The 16,702-nt window shown below is 35.0% G+C and carries 9 protein-coding genes; 6 read left to right on the plus strand and 3 right to left on the minus strand.

Annotation, left to right across the window (positions count from 1 at the left end):
* Positions 1–246: 246 nt before the first annotated feature.
* The 6 genes from pyrR to ACJ6WR_RS19165 all read left to right on the plus strand — a co-directional run bounded on the left by pyrR (position 247) and on the right by ACJ6WR_RS19165 (position 4,784).
* Positions 247–786 carry a bifunctional pyr operon transcriptional regulator/uracil phosphoribosyltransferase PyrR gene (gene pyrR / locus ACJ6WR_RS19140; protein WP_035620405.1) on the plus strand — a complete coding sequence of 180 codons (540 nt, stop codon included), beginning with the start codon at positions 247–249 and terminating at the stop codon, positions 784–786.
* A 95-nt stretch (positions 787–881) separates the two neighbouring features.
* Positions 882–1,808, plus strand: a complete 927-nt coding sequence (locus tag ACJ6WR_RS19145; protein ID WP_039112741.1) for an aspartate carbamoyltransferase catalytic subunit — start codon at positions 882–884, stop codon at positions 1,806–1,808.
* 73 nt (positions 1,809–1,881) lie between these two features.
* Entirely contained in the window at positions 1,882–2,214 is a 333-nt protein-coding gene (locus ACJ6WR_RS19150; protein ID WP_039120358.1) for a hypothetical protein, read from the plus strand.
* A gap of 156 nt (positions 2,215–2,370) precedes the next feature.
* Positions 2,371–3,276 carry a ribonuclease Z gene (locus ACJ6WR_RS19155; RefSeq protein WP_409416146.1) on the plus strand — a complete coding sequence of 302 codons (906 nt, stop codon included), beginning with the start codon at positions 2,371–2,373 and terminating at the stop codon, positions 3,274–3,276.
* Positions 3,277–3,452: 176 nt separating this feature from the next.
* On the plus strand, positions 3,453–4,097 hold the full coding sequence (gene pdxH, locus ACJ6WR_RS19160; protein WP_409416147.1) for a pyridoxamine 5'-phosphate oxidase: 645 nt from the start codon (positions 3,453–3,455) through the stop codon (positions 4,095–4,097).
* Positions 4,098–4,271: 174 nt separating this feature from the next.
* A complete protein-coding gene (locus tag ACJ6WR_RS19165; protein ID WP_039120355.1) occupies positions 4,272–4,784 on the plus strand; it encodes a CAP domain-containing protein in 513 nt (170 codons plus the stop codon).
* A gap of 374 nt (positions 4,785–5,158) precedes the next feature.
* On the opposite strand, the gene ACJ6WR_RS19170 is transcribed toward ACJ6WR_RS19165, so the two are convergent.
* From ACJ6WR_RS19170 to ACJ6WR_RS19180, 3 genes are all read right to left on the minus strand, one after another.
* The gene (locus ACJ6WR_RS19170; protein ID WP_409416148.1) at positions 5,159–7,096 is read right to left on the minus strand and encodes an OmpA family protein; all 1,938 of its coding nucleotides are present in this window, start codon (positions 7,094–7,096) and stop codon (positions 5,159–5,161) included.
* A gap of 98 nt (positions 7,097–7,194) precedes the next feature.
* The gene (locus ACJ6WR_RS19175) at positions 7,195–8,112 is read right to left on the minus strand and encodes a type IX secretion system membrane protein PorP/SprF (RefSeq protein WP_086895497.1); all 918 of its coding nucleotides are present in this window, start codon (positions 8,110–8,112) and stop codon (positions 7,195–7,197) included.
* 151 nt (positions 8,113–8,263) lie between these two features.
* On the minus strand, positions 8,264–16,378 hold the full coding sequence (locus ACJ6WR_RS19180) for a choice-of-anchor L domain-containing protein (protein WP_409416149.1): 8,115 nt from the start codon (positions 16,376–16,378) through the stop codon (positions 8,264–8,266).
* Between the last annotated feature and the right edge of the window lie 324 nt (positions 16,379–16,702).

Below are 16,702 nucleotides of genomic sequence, written 5' to 3' on the forward strand. Positions count from 1 at the left end.
ATGTGTTTTAGAATCATGTATTTGGTAAATGTGAATTTGTTTATGCTAAAATAAATTTTTTGTATCAAAAAAATCCCTAAAAAGTAAGTTTTTATTTCTAAAATAATAATAAAAAAGTTATTTAAAAACTCAACTTCCAAACCTCTCAAATCCCCACCAAATCAAAAAAAAATATTTCCCTCCCCAACACCCCAACAAATAAAATCTGATTTTGTATATTTGCCCAACCAAACACTACACTTTACTATGAGTCAAAAAGTATTACTTAATTCAAAAGAAGTTACTATCATATTACATCGTTTGGCCTGTCAATTGATAGAAAAGCATCTTGATTTTTCAGACACGATTTTGGTAGGAATTCAACCTAGAGGTGTTTACTTGGCAGAGCGACTGAAAGAATTATTAGAAAAAGAATATAAAACGCCTGAGATTACATTGGGATATTTAGACATTACTTTTTTTAGAGATGATTTCAGAAGAACAGATAAACCCCTAGAAGCTAATAAAACCCAAATCAACTTTATTGTAGAGAATAAAAAAGTCATTTTTATAGATGATGTATTATTCACAGGACGAAGTATTCGATCGGCTTTAACGGCTATTCAATCCTTTGGCCGACCAGCAGAAATTGAATTATTGGTATTAATCGACAGGCGTTTTAGCCGACATTTACCAATTCAACCCGATTATCGCGGCAGACAGGTGGATGCTATCAATAATGAGAAAGTGATTGTGAGTTGGAAAGAGAATGATGGTGAAGATGTCGTTTACTTAGTGACAAATTAGTTTAATCGGTTAACCGGTTAATTGTTTAATCGGTAGAAATGATTAAACGGTTTAGCAAAAAACGATTAAACAAATAAAACAATTAAACATAAAAGATGAAAGAATTAAGCGTAAATCATTTGTTAGGAATAAAATACATCAATGAGAATGATATTAACCTAATTTTTGAAACAGCCGACCATTTTAAAGAAGTCATTAACCGACCAATTAAAAAAGTTCCTTCGTTGCGAGATATTACTATTGCCAATATATTTTTTGAAAATAGTACCAGAACAAAACTTTCATTCGAATTAGCACAAAAAAGATTATCGGCCGACGTTATTAGTTTTTCGGCAGCGCAATCATCGGTTAAAAAAGGAGAAACACTTATCGATACGGTAAATAATATTCTTTCGATGAAAGTGGATATGGTCGTAATGCGTCATGCCAATCCTGGAGCAGCTTACTTTTTATCCAAGAATGTAAAAGCAAGTATTGTAAACGCAGGAGATGGAGCACATGAACACCCAACACAAGCATTACTAGATAGTTATTCTATTAGAGAAAGACTAGGAGATGTAGCAGGAAAGAAAGTAGTAATTGTAGGTGATATTCTACACTCAAGAGTAGCTTTATCTAATATTTATGCTTTGAAAATGCAAGGTGCTGAGGTAAAAGTATGTGGTCCAAAAACATTAATTCCTAGATATATTGAATCATTAGGAGTTACTGTAGAACCTAATTTACGTAAAGCATTAGAATGGTGTGATGTAGCAAATATGTTACGTGTGCAGAACGAAAGAATGGATGTGAACTTTTTCCCTTCTACAAGAGAATATTCACAACAATATGGTGTAGATAAAGCGTTATTAGATTCTTTGAACAAAGAAATTGTAATCATGCATCCCGGACCAATAAACAGGGGAGTAGAGATAACATCTGAAGTAGCCGACTCAGAACATTCGGTTATTTTAAATCAAGTCGAAAATGGAGTAGCTGTTCGTATGGCGGTTATTTATCTTTTGGCTTCAAAAATCCAATAAATTCCAAAAAGAAACTACCTTCGTTGTTCCAAAGAGGTATTTAGGGATTAATGAATGTAAAGCAAGAGAAAAAATGAAAGTAGATCAAAAAGGACATACAACAATAATTAAAGATACTCAGGGAGATTTTACTTCTTTTCTGGAGAAAATAACACAGCAGTTTAAAACCTTCGGAAATCACAATATTATTATCGATTTATTAGCGCATAAAGATTTAACCATAAACGATATCAAATTATTATTACCTCTTTCTAAACAACAAAAAAAAGCCAAAAAATCTTTTGCCATTGTTGTTTCTGATATAGATTATAATGCCGTTCCAGATGCATTAATTGTTGTTCCTTCGGTTTTAGAGGCGCATGATATTATTGAAATGGACGAAATAGAAAGAGACCTCGGTTTTTAATTTTAGATTTTAAATACTGAACGAATCTTAAAATTTTAGATATATTAATATAAAATATGGGTTAGTTGTTTATTTGTTTAACTGTTTAGTCGATTTATTTTGATGTTTTATTCTTGAACGATTAAACGATTTTACCCAATAAACAAATAAACAAAATTGAAGTTAACAATATTAGGCTGTTATGCCGCAACTCCAAGAACTTTTACTAATCCTACTTCGCAGGTATTAGAAATAAAAAACAGATTGTTTCTTATCGATTGTGGTGAAGGAACTCAGGTACAATTGCGTAAAAACAAGGTAAAATTCTCTAAAATAAATCATGTTTTTATTTCGCATTTACATGGAGACCATTTCTTCGGGCTCATCGGGTTAATATCTACTTTTAGCCTTTTAGGACGTACTACCGATTTGCATATTCATGGTCCAAAAGGAATTAAAGAAATCATATTACTACAACTGAAATTATCGAGTTCATGGACAAACTATGGTTTGTACTTTCATGAATTAGTGTCAGATAAAAGTGAAGTTATTTTTGAAGATCAAAAAGTAACTGTAACGACAATACCTTTAAATCATCGGGTTTATACAAATGGTTTTTTGTTTCAGGAGAAAAAAGACCCGCGTAAACTAGATGTAGATGCTGTTCAGCATTATAATATAGATACTTGTTATTATCAGAAAATTAAAAACGGTGGAGATATAAAGTTGGATGATGGTACAATTATCGCCAACGAAAAATTATCATTTGACCCTTTGCCTCCTAAGAGTTATGCCTTTTGCTCAGATACTGTATATCATGAAGCCGTAATACCGATTATAAATAATGTAGATGTATTATATCATGAAAGTACCTTCTTGCAATCGGAAGAAGCACTGGCTTCTAAAACATTACATTCAACAGCCAAAGAAGCTGCTACAATTGCTTTAAAAGCCAATGCTAAACATTTGGTTCTGGGGCATTATTCTACCAGATACGAAAGTATCGAATTGTTTAGAGAAGAAGCCGAAACTATCTTTCCTAATGTATTATTAGGTGATGATGGAAAGAGTTTTGAATTTTAAATAATTGCCGAAGGCATTAAGTTCTAAGCTTTAGGCAATCCAAAGAATGAGGTTACTAATTCTAAAATTCTAAGAAGTTTAAAAGGTCTAATAATCCAAGATGTCTAAGTAGTCTAAGAAAGTCTAATAATCTAAGTAGTCTAAAAGATCTAACAATCTAACTAATCTAAAAAAAAATGAATGATCTAAGTAATTATAGAAAGTCCTACGAGAAAAGTGAATTATTGGAAACTAATATTCCAGAAGACCCTATTAATCTTTTTAACAGATGGTTTCATGAAGTAGAAGACTTTGGTGGAGTTGATGAGGTAAATGCAATGACAGTTTCGACAATAGGATTGGATGGCTTTCCTAAATCGAGAGTTGTTTTATTGAAGAAATTCTCTGAAGAAGGCTTTATTTTTTATACCAATTATAATTCTGAAAAAGGAAAAGCAATACAGAATAATCCACATGTTTGTTTGTCTTTCTTCTGGCCAAGCTCAGAACGCCAGGTTATTATAAAAGGAATAGCAGCTAAAACATCTGAGTCGGTTTCGGATGGTTATTTCGATTCAAGACCTGACGGAAGTAAGTTAGGAGCAATTGTATCTCATCAAAGTGAAGTTATTCCATCAAGAACATTTCTAGAAGAGAACCTAAAAGAACTTGAGAAAGAATTTGAAGGGAAAGCTATTCCCAGACCTAAACATTGGGGAGGTTTTCTTGTTACTCCTGTTGAGGTTGAATTTTGGCAAGGAAGACCAAATCGTTTGCATGACAGAATAAGATATGTTGCTCAAGATGATTACTCTTGGAAGATTGAACGACTTTCGTCTTAAAAGTAGGAAAAATACATTATAAAAATATTTTATAGTGTAGTTCATCGATTTTTTTTGGTAGTTTAACGATAAAATATGTAGATTTAACTAATAATTAAAAAGAAGCATAATTTATTTAATACAATTTAAAGAGTTTGCCCCACAATCTACTTTAAGCTTAAACTACTAATATTTATGAAATTAAGAATTCATTTTTTATCGCTTTTGGTAATAGCGGCGCTTACCATGAATTCTTGTGCATCTGATTCGGTTGACTCAGTTTCAAATCCAGAATCAGGTGTTTCTTCTGAACTAGTTACCGATTATACTTATAATCAAACGGAGCTTGAAACAATGCAACTTATTAATGATTATAGAGTTAGTGTTGGATTAAATGCTTTAAAAACAATAAATCACGTTTCTTTTAAATCTGAACAGCATGATGATTACATGATTGCTCATGATGTAGTAAATCATGATGGTTTTGTAGATCGCTCAGAAAACATTATTAAAGTACTAGGAGCTAAAAAAGTAGGTGAGAATGTTGCCTACAATTATAATACACCACAAGCAGTATTAAAAGCGTGGTTAGAAAGCGAAGGACATAAACAAAATATAGTAGGTGACTATACGCATTTTGGTATAGCTATAAAACAAGATCCAGAAAACGGAAGAAAATATTATACTAATATTTTTGCAAAAATATAATTGAATCTATTTTTTTTTACAGAAGAAAATGGAAGTAAAAAGACCCTTTTTATGTTACTGGTTTATTTAAGTTGAGGTTAATAGCCGTTATTTTAATTAATAACGGCTATTTAATTTGTAGTGGTAAAAAGCTGTCTTTATAGACAGCTTTTTTTATGGATGCCTTTTTTGGGTGTTTTAAATAAATGTAATCTAGTTAATATTGTAGAGTGGCTTACCACAAAACAACCATAATATTGTCTTTCTGACGCAGAAAGACAAGTTTGTAGAGAAACAATACTTGTTTATACAAAAAACCAGTGAAGTTGATTTCACTGGTTTAGGTTTAATACATAACTAACAATTTTTTATTAAAACTATACTTTGATTTATTGTTATAAAGCCGAAATTATAAATTCGCTTCGTCTGTTCATTTGATGCTCGGCTTCGGTACATTTTACTCCATCAGAACAACCATTTACAAGTTGGGTTTCTCCATATCCTTTTCCAGTTAATCTGTTTGGAGCCACACCGTTTTGAATCAACCATTTTATAGTCGATTTTGCTCTTCTGTCAGACAATGCTTCATTGTATTTATGCGTTGCACGACTATCGGTATGAGAACGAATATCAAGTTTCATTTTTGGATATTGATTCAATACATCTAGTATTTTTTCTAAATCCAAAGCTGCTTCTCTACGGATATTAGATTTATCCAGATCAAAATAAATCATTTTGATTCCAAAACATTTACCTAAATCATCACCAATTGTTACAACACAATCAGATTTTTCAAGTGCTATAGATAACTGTGTTCTTCCTTTTTCGTTTAAGATAGTAACACTTTGCTCTTTGGTTGTATATTTTTCTTTTTCGGCTCTTACGTTGTAGGTTAGACCACATGTTACTGGGAAAGTATAATTTCCGTTTTGATCTGAATAGCCTGTTGTAATTACTTTAAAGTTATTGTCATACAAAGTCAATTTGGTGTTTGGTAAAACTTTTCCAGTAGCCAAATCGGTTATGGTTCCGTATAATTCCTGAGTACAAAATACTAATGGTTTTGTTTCTAAAAACTTATAGATATCATCAGATCCCAGTCCGCCATCTTTGTTAGATGTAAAAAATCCTCTTCGTGATTTAGTATCGATTAAATAAGCAAAATCATCTTTGGGAGAATTGATATCTGATCCTAAGTTTTGGACATTGCTCACACCATTATCACTTAGTTTTCCAACAAAAACATCTAATCCTCCAAGTCCGGGATGACCATCCGAAGCAAAATAAATTTCATTCTCGTCTGTTATAAATGGGAATGTTTCTTTTCCTTCTGTATTTATTCCAGGGCCTAAATTTACAGGAGAACTAAATCCTCCATTGGCATTAATGGTTACTTTATAAATATCCGATTGTCCAAATGTTCCTGGCATATCCGATGCAAAATATAATGTTTTTTCATCTGGACTAAGTGCCGGATGTGCCGTACTATAATTATTACTATTAAATGGGACTTCCATTATATTAGTCCATTTATCATTTTCTAGCGTGGCTTTGTATATTTTTATTAAGGTAATTTTATTTTCATCTTTTCCTTTTTTACCATCAATGTAATTGTTTCTTGTAAAATAAACAGTCTTACCATCTTTTGTAAAAACTGGAGTAGATTCGTGGAATTTTGAGTTTATTTTAGACTTGAATTTTTTAGGTGCATTGGGATTAAAATCCTGATCTACATCTGACTGATATAGATTGGTGAAATGTTCACCAGTCCATTTGTGTTTGCGTTGCCCTAAACCACCAGTATCTCTTGCCGAAGCAAATACAATTTTGTTTTGATAAAAAGTAGTTCCGTAATCAGAGTATTTACTATTTATTCCTGCATCCTCAATGTTATAGCGTCCAGAGTTAGCTTTAATTTGTTCAAGGTAATTTTTGTCGCTTTCATAGAGTTTACCACGAGTATCCTTTTTTGATTTCTGATTAAATAAATCAAGCATTTGATTTGCCTTAACAACATCTCCGGTAGATTTTAATGATTGTGCGTATCGGTAATAATACTCTGGTTCTACCTCGGTATTCATGGCAAATAATTCGCCATACCATTTTGCTGCCTTATCAAACTCGGAGTTGAAATAATAGGAGTTGCCTAGTTTCTTGAACATATCTTCAGATTTGTATCCTTTTTCGGCTACACGTTCATAGGTTTTAATGGCATCTATATAGGCATAGTTGTCATATTTTTTATCTCCAGAAGCAATCTTGCTCTGTTGTGAATAACTGTTTAAAGAAAAAACACTTACTATTGTTATGTAAAGGATTGTAAAATTTTTCATGTTGATCTATTTATTTGTTTTTTAAAGGAACATGGTATCGCCATTCTTCTTTATTATTGGCTATTTTGGAATCATTGCCGATTTCATAATAAATATTTTTAGAAGAAACGAGGGGTTGTCATTTTACCATTGTTTTTGATAAATTCATAGCGCAAGAATATTTCATGTGAGCCAGAATTATAATTGTTTAAGTTGGTGGTCTCACGGTCATAGCCATATCCTATATATAATCCATCGCTAACCTGAAAACCTACCATCGCACTTAATGAGGCGCTCCATCTGTAAGCTACTCCAACTACAAATTTGTTGACAAACATAAAATTGGCCGAAACATCTACTTGTAGTGGTGCACCTTCTACCATTTTAGTCAATAAAGCAGGTTTAAACTTAATGTCTTGGTAATAATCCAAATCAAATACGTATCCTGCCATCAAATAATAATTTATCTTATCCTTGTATATTACAATATCATTATCATCATAACGGTTGGTTTCGATGAAGTTTGGTACTGATAAACCTATGTATGCTTTATCTGAATGAAGATATATTCCGGCTCCGATATTTGGTTTGAATACATTATCTAAATTCTGAAATTGCGGATCGCCTTGATCAGCTGGATTTAATTTGTTGACATCTAAATTGAATAAATTACCTGTGGCTTTAATACCAAAAGATAGTTTATAGTTTGGTGAAGTAGGTATAGTATAGGAAAGGTCTACAGAAAAAGTATTTTCATTTGTAGGTCCAATTTTGTCATTAACCAATGACACTCCTAATCCTAGATTACTGTTATTTATTGGGGTATTTACCGAGAAACTACTAGTTTCGGGCGCGCCATCAAGTCCGACCCATTGAGTACGGTATAAACCAAAAATACTTAGAGCTCCTCGTGACCCTGCATAAGCGGGGTTGATATTTATGGTGTTGTACATATATTGTGTAAATTGAGCATCTTGTTGTGCGTAACTTACTATAGCTGTAAACATCAAAACGAAAGAAAATAATTTTGTTCTCATAGTAGATATTTATTATTTTATTATTGCATTGGTTCTTTTTGTTAATGATAAAGAAGTAGTAATACATTCGTGTATCAAAAAAAGACTTGTTTTTATTAAAACACTTCACTGATAACAGAGCTGTTATATTATCAGTGAGTTGTGTTCTTTGTTATTTTGTTAGATATAAGAAGCCATCTTTTTTATTCGTCTGAATTGCACCGTTTCCATCTATAGAAGTGTAATTTAGAATATAAAAGTAAGTTCCTGAAGGAAGGCCGTCTGATTGTTTTACGGTTGTTCTTCCTCTTGAAATACCGTCAAAAGCATTTGTTGTGTTGTTATAATTTCTAGTTTCAAATACTAGTACTCCCCAACGGTTGTATATTTCGACAGTATTGTCAGGATAACAGATTGTATCATCTATATTGTCGATAACAAATCGGGCATTCATGTTGTCCCCATTAGGAGAGAATGCATTATGTACCAGTATTGTTCCACAGGTTAATACTTTACAATCATCATTGATAGAAAGGTTTACAAATAAACTTCTAGGACAAGCCTCATCTTGTATTTGATACTCAAAAGAGTAGTTACCAACAGGAAGCCCAAAAGAAGTAACAATGTTACCGTTTATAGCATGAGAATTATCAGTATCTATCCAGGTACCAACCGCAGTTGTACTTCTAGGTAATAAATTAAATAAGTTAACTGTAGATGAATCGGCATTACAAGCTTCACTATTAAAAGTTGCAGTTGGTATAACATCATTTTTAACCGTAATTGTTTGTACCAATATGGTTTTATTACCAGCACAATCAGATAAAGTATAGGTTCTGGTTAAGATGTATGGACTACCTCCACAACCAGTACCACCGTTATCAGAATCGCTTACCGTTACATTTACAGTTTGGCTACAGTTATCAGTAGCATCTGTTATTGCATTAGGATTTGCAACAGGAATAGCTGCAATGTTTTCCAAAGTAATATCAGCAGGAACAGTTCCAGTTGGAGGAGTGGTATCCTTAACGGTAATTACTTGAGTAAACGAAGTTGTGTTTCCTGAACAATCGCTAGTTACCCATTTACGAGTTAGTATATAATTGGTGCTACATTCGTTTTCGATACCGCTTTTTACTTCAGTATAAACTACAGGCACATCAACATTACAGTTGTCAGATGCAGTTATATTTGCTGCTTGAGGAACTTTATCACATGATACCGTGATATCAGTAGGAAGCTCACCGTTAAATGTTGGTTTCGTAGTATCTTCGATAGTAATCACTTGCGTGAAAGTATCAGTGATATTACCACAATTATCTTTTGCTACCCAACTGTTTGTATAAGTTCCTGCATTTGCACAAGACTCAGAAGCTACAAATTGTCCGCTAGTTTTTTCGATGGTCACCTCACTATCACAATTATCAGTTGCAACAGGAGCACTAGCTTGCGCAGTTGTTAATCCAGAAGCATCACTACATTGAATGGTTATATCCAAACTTCCAACTAGAGTAGTCCAAGTAGGTTTAGTAGTATCTTCAATAGTTATCACTTGCGTGAAAGTATCAGAAGTATTACCACATTCATCCTTAACTGTCCAGGTATTAGTATAAGTACCAGCATTACCACAAGATTGAGAAGCTACAAACTGACCGCTAGTTTTAACGATATTAGTCACATCACTATCACAATTATCAGTAGCCACAGGAGCATTCGCTTGCGCAGAAGTTAAACCTGCTGCATCACTACATTGAATAGTTATATCCAAACTTCCAACTAGAGTTGTCCAAGTAGGTATTGTAGTATCTTCGATAGTTATCACTTGCGTGAAAGTGTCAGAAGTATTACCACATTCATCCTTAATCGTCCAGGTATTAGTATACGTTCCAGAGTTGCCACAAGACTGAGAAGCAACGAATTGTCCGCTAGTTTTAACGATATTAGTTACATCGCTATCGCAATTATCAGTAGCCACAGGAGCATTCGCTTGCGCAGAAGTTAAACCTGCAGTATCACTACATTGGATGGTTATATCCAAACTTCCAGCTAGAGTAGTCCAAGTTGGTATTGTAGTATCTTCGATAGTTATCACTTGCGTGAAAGTGTCAGAAGTATTACCACATTCATCTTTAACCGTCCAGGTGTTAGTATATGTTCCTGCATTACCACAAGATTGAGAAGCAATGAATTGACCGTTAGTTTTAACGATATTAGTTACATCGCTGTCACAATTATCAGTAGCAACAGGAGTATTAGCTTGCGCAGAAGTTAAACCTGTAGCATCACTACATTGGATAGTTATATCCAAACTTCCAGCTAGAGTAGTCCAAGTTGGTTTCGTAGTATCTTCGATAGTTATCATTTGCGTGAAAGTATCAGAAGTATTACCACATTCGTCTTTAACCGTCCAGGTATTAGTATACGTTCCAGAGTTACCACAAGATTGAGAAGCTACAAACAGACCGCTAGTTTTAACGATATTAGTTACATCGCTATCACAATTATCAGTTGCAACAGGAGCACTAGCTTGAGCAGAAGTTAAACCTGCAGCATCACTACATTGGATAGTTATATCCAAACTTCCAGCTAGAGTAGTCCAAGTAGGTATTGTAGTATCTTCGATGGTTATTACTTGCGTGAAAGTGTCCGAAGTATTACCACATTCATCTTTAACCGTCCACGTATTAGTATAAGTTCCTGCATTGCCACAAGATTGAGAAGCTACAAACAGACCGCTAGTTTTAATGATATTAGTTACATCGCTATCACAATTATCAGTTGCAACAGGAGCATTCGCTTGCGCAGCAGTTAATCCAGCAGCATCACTACATTGAATAGTTATATCTAAGCTTCCAGTTTGAGTAGTCCAAGTTGGTTTAGTAGTATCTTCGATAGTTATCACTTGCGTGAAAGCATCAGTAATATTACCACAATCATCTTTGGCAACCCAAGTGTTAGTATACGTTCCGGCATTAGCACATGAAGTAGAAGCTACAAACAGACCGCTAGTTTTGGTATAAGTAACTATCGAACAATTTGCAGTTGCAGTTGGTGCTTGATTTTGCGCAGTTGTTAATCCTGCAACATCACTACATTGCAATGTAACATCTAATGTTCCTGCTTGAGTAATCCAAGTTGGGATAGCTGTATCCTGAACAGTAATTACTTGAGTAAATACAGTTGAGGTATTATTACAAACATCTTTTGCTGTCCAAGTATTGGTGTAAGTTCCTGTGCTTCCGCAATTACCTCCTTGAAATTGACCACTTACTTTTGTATAAGTTACCGTTCCACCACAATTATCAGTTGCTACAGGAGCATTCGCTTGAGCTGCATTTAATCCTGTAGTATCGCTACATTGTAAGGTTACATCAAGAGATGCGGGAGTAGTTGTCCAAGTAGGAGCCGTTGTATCTTGTATGGTAATTGTTTGAGTAAATACAGTAGAAACATTATTACAAACATCAGTTGCTTTCCAAGTATTAGTATATGTTCCAGAGTTGGCACAAGCTCCGGCAACAAAGGCACCAGAGATTTTAGTATACGTTACCGTTCCACCACAATTATCAGTTGCCACTGGTGCACTTGCTTGCGCAGTTGTTAATCCAACGGCATCGCTACATTGTAAAGTTACATTAAGCGCAGTTGGAGCAGTTGTCCAGGTTGGTGCGGTTGTATCTTGTATTGTAATTACCTGAGTAAATGTTGTAGAAATATTATTACATACATCTTTCGCAGTCCAGGTATTGGTATATGTTCCAGAGTTGGCACAAGTTCCTGCTACAAAAGTTCCAGATATTTTAGTATAGGTTACTGTTCCACCACAATTATCAGTTGCAACAGGCGCATTTGCTTGCGCAGTTGTTAATCCAGCGGCATCGCTACATTGTAAAGTTACATTAAGCGCAGTTGGAGCAGTTGTCCATGTTGGTGCGGTTGTATCTTGTATTGTAATTACCTGAGTAAATGTTGTAGAAATATTATTACATACATCTTTCGCAGTCCAGGTATTGGTATATGTTCCAGAGTTGGCACAAGTTCCAGCAACAAAAGTTCCAGATATTTTAGTATACGTTACTGTTCCACCACAATTATCAGTTGCTACAGGAGCACTAGCTTGCGCAGTTGTTAATCCAGCAGCATCACTACATTGTAAAGTTACATTAAGTGCAGTTGGAGCAGTTGTCCAAGTTGGAGCAGTTGTATCTTGTATTGTAATTACCTGAGTAAATGTTGTAGAGGTATTGTTACATACATCTTTGGCCGTCCAGGTATTGGTATATGTTCCAGAGTTGGCACAAGTTCCCGCTACAAAAGTTCCAGATATTTTAGTGTATGTTACCGTTCCACCACAATTATCAGTTGCTACAGGCGCATTTGCTTGCGCAGTTGTTAATCCAGCAGCATCACTACATTGTAAAGTTACATTAAGCGCAGTTGGAGCAGTTGTCCAAGCTGGAGCAGTTGTATCTTGTATTGTAATTACCTGAGTAAATACAGTTGAGGTATTGTTACATACATCTTTCGCAGTCCAGGTATTGGTATATGTTCCAGAGTTGGCACAAGTTCCCGCTACAAAAGTTCCAGATATTTTAGTGTAAGTAACTGTTCCACCACAATTATCAGTAGCAACAGGCGCACTAGCTTGCGCAGTTGTTAATCCAGCAGCATCACTACATTGTAAAGTTACATTAAGCGCCGTTGGAGCAGTTGTCCAAGTTGGTGCAGTTGTATCTTGAATTGTAATTGTTTGAGTAAATACAGTTGAGGTATTGTTACATACATCCTTAGCAGTCCAAGTATTGGTATATGTTCCAGAGTTGGCACAAGTTCCCGCTACAAAAGTTCCAGATATTTTAGTGTACGTTACTGTTCCACCACAATTATCAGTTGCAACAGGAGCACTTGCTTGTGCAGTTGTTAATCCAGCAGCATCACTACATTGTAAAGTTACATTAAGCGCAGTTGGAGCAGTTGTCCAAGTTGGTGCTGTTGTATCTTGTATTGTAATTGTTTGAGTAAATGTTGTCGAAGTATTGTTACATACATCTTTGGCAGTCCAAGTATTGGTGTATGTTCCAGAGTTAGCACAAGTTCCCGCTACAAAAGTTCCAGATATTTTAGTATACGTTACTGTTCCGCCACAATTATCGGTTGCAACAGGTGCATTTGCTTGCGCAGTTGTTAATCCAGCAGCATCGCTACATTGTAATGTTACATTAAGTGCAGTTGGAGCAGTTGTCCATGTTGGCGCAGTAGTATCTTGAATTGTAATTGTTTGAGTAAATACAGTTGAGGTATTGTTACATACATCTTTGGCCGTCCAAGTATTGGTATATGTTCCAGAGTTGGCACAAGTTCCCGCTACAAAAGTTCCAGATATTTTAGTATACGTTACTGTACCACCACAATTATCAGTTGCTACAGGCGCATTTGCTTGCGCAGTTGTTAATCCAGCAGCATCACTACATTGTAAAGTTACATTAAGCGCCGTTGGAGCAGTTGTCCAAGTTGGTGCAGTTGTATCTTGAATTGTAATTACCTGAGTAAATACAGTTGAGGTATTGTTACATACATCTTTGGCAACCCAAGTATTGGTATATGTTCCAGAGTTGGCACAAGTTCCCGCTACAAAAGTTCCCGCTATTTTAGTATACGTTACTGTTCCACCACAATTATCAGTTGCAACTGGCGCATTTGCTTGAGCAGTTGTTAATCCAGCAGCATCACTACATTGTAAAGTTACATTAAGCGCCGTTGGAGCAGTTGTCCATGTTGGCGCAGTAGTATCTTGAATGGTGATTGTTTGAGTAAATACAGTTGAGGTATTATTACATACATCCTTAGCAGTCCAAGTATTGGTATATGTTCCAGAGTTGGCACAAGTTCCCGCTACAAAAGTTCCCGCTATTTTAGTATACGTTACTGTTCCACCACAATTATCAGTTGCAACTGGCGCATTTGCTTGAGCAGTTGTTAATCCAGCAGCATCACTACATTGTAAAGTTACATTAAGCGCCGTTGGAGCAGTTGTCCATGTTGGCGCAGTAGTATCTTGAATGGTGATTGTTTGAGTAAATACAGTTGAGGTATTATTACATACATCTTTCGCAGTCCAGGTATTGGTGTATGTTCCAGAGTTGGCACAAGTTCCCGCTACAAAAGTTCCAGATATTTTAGTATACGTTACTGTACCACCACAATTATCGGTTGCAACAGGCGCATTTGCTTGAGCAGTTGTTAATCCAGCAGCATCGCTACATTGTAATGTTACATTAAGCGCGGTTGGAGCAGTTGTCCAAGTTGGCGGAGTTGTATCTACAACATTAATAGTTTGGCTTACAGGAAGAGATGTATTATTACAAGCATCTTTTGCAGTCCATGTTCTGGTTATTGAATACGTACCTGCGCATGATCCAGGAGTGTTTACATCAACAAACGTTAATGAAGATACTGTGCCACTATTATCGGTAGCAGTAGCTTGGGTAAATGCCGGCACTTGTGGACAATTAATTGTTGAAGGTGCTGGTAATGGATTCACTATTGGTTTAGTTGAATCCCCACTATTTATGGTTACAGGAAGTTGTTGTTGACAACCATTAGCATCAGTTACAGTTACGTTGTAAGCACCAGAAAGAAGGTTTGTTAAATCCTGTGTTGTTGGAGCAAATGGATTTCCATCTTTTGTCCAACTATAAGTATAAGCACCTGTACCACCAGTTACCGCTATGTCTATTGCGCCAGTAGCGTCATTATTACATAGCACATCAGTTTTAGAAGTCAAAGTAACAGCTAAGGCAGTTGTAGGTTGTGTAATTGCAATAGTCAAAATTCCTTTACATCCATTTGCGTCTGTTGCAGTAACTTCATAAGAGCCAACAGTTAAGCCTGTTAAGTTTTGAGTCGTTGCATAAGCAGTTCCATTTTTCTTCCATGAATAGGTGTAAGGTGCAACACCACCAGTAGGGGTATTAAGAGTAATTGCCCCAGTTGCAGCTCCAAAACATTTTACATTAACATGCGATGCAACAGCTTCGGTTACAATAACATTACTTACGGTTACAACAACAGGTTTAATATCTAAACAGCCAGAAATAAGGTTTTTTCCTTTTATGTAATAAGTTCCAGCGGTTGCTGCCGTTGGAGTATTGTAAGGAATAGTAGCTGCAGCATCTTGCCAATAAGTATAAGTTAATCCAGCAGTACTTCCAGCAGTAACAGCTGCAGCAGTAAGGTTTACCGTATTAGGGAAACATACAGGAGCAGGATTGGTAATTACTAAAGTATTAGTGGCAAAACTTTTTGCTTTTAAGAATACACCTGCATCATAAAGTTGATCAGATGCATCGGCAATAGCCATTTTTATTTTATAGGTTTGTCCAGGAGTAACTGCATAAGTTGCAGTAAGAACAGTAGTTGATCCATCAAATTCCATAACTGTAGATCCAGCTGCATTATTTACATAGTAAGCTGCATTATGAGCAGGAAAAGGATCTCCATATATATTAGTTCCTGCAGAATGGATATTGTTTATGGTTACCGCGTCATTATTAGGTAATTGGGCTAGGTTTACTGCATTGTTTGTATAAGAACCTGTGATTCCAGGACCACTTAAGAAAAAACCGAAAGCATCATTATAGCCAGTATGGACATATTCAAGATATTCCTCAGAAGCAAATACAAATTGAAATTCAACAAGGTTTCCATCAGGAACAAAATTAAATTCAAGAATGGCAGCATCACGCATTGTCTGACCAGAAATATTTGTTAAATCTGGATCACTTGCATCATTAACCATTGCATCCGATTTATTTGTATAGGTATTAGGTCCCATAGCAGAATTTATCTTTCCTGTTGAGATTAATAGTCCCTCATCAATTGGGAAAGTAGAAGTTCCTTTACTGTAATATCCTAATTGTCTATCGCCAGCCGTCCCAGACCAAGCATGATTAGTCCAGTTCCAGTTATTTCCACTTTTTTGGTAATAACCAAATCTAACGTTACTCACAATCAAGCAGCCAGAAGTTAATATGTTTCTTACTAACTGATCTGCATTATATCCATTGTTTCCGGCAGCTGGATTAGCAACATCTATAGATCCTGCTACCGCTAGTGCTTGTGCCTGTACTTGTACAGCATCTGAACTTAATAAGGCACTTTTTTTGGCAGTAAATTTATTTTGGTAAGGCGTATTCCCAATTCTAATTGGAATATTTTTTTCTTGTGCGTATAAACCAAAAGAAAAAAAGAATAATCCTAAAATAGTTAATAAAGTAGTTTTTTTCATAATCTTTAATCTCAAAAAATAATAGTTTCTCTAAAGTGATATCCTACGTGTAATTTTATTTAAATATAATTTTGGTGTGTTTGGGAGTTAAGACCCTTTGAATAGATTTTTTTCTGTTTGGTTTTCCTTTTTTTCGCCCTCATATATTTAACTTTATGTTTTGTAAAATTTTTAATTTTTTAACATAATCAAAGTTATATAGTCTGTTTTTAATTGATTTTTTTTTCCTGCAAATGACTCAAATACTCGTTGAAAAGCCATTTTTGACCTAAAAAATCGTAAAAAAGGCGTTTATTTTTTGTGTTTTTTATTTTTTATTGAAGT

This window comes from Flavobacterium sp. PS2 (genome assembly GCF_046250155.1).
In the GTDB taxonomy this organism is placed as follows: Bacteria; Bacteroidota; Bacteroidia; order Flavobacteriales; family Flavobacteriaceae; genus Flavobacterium.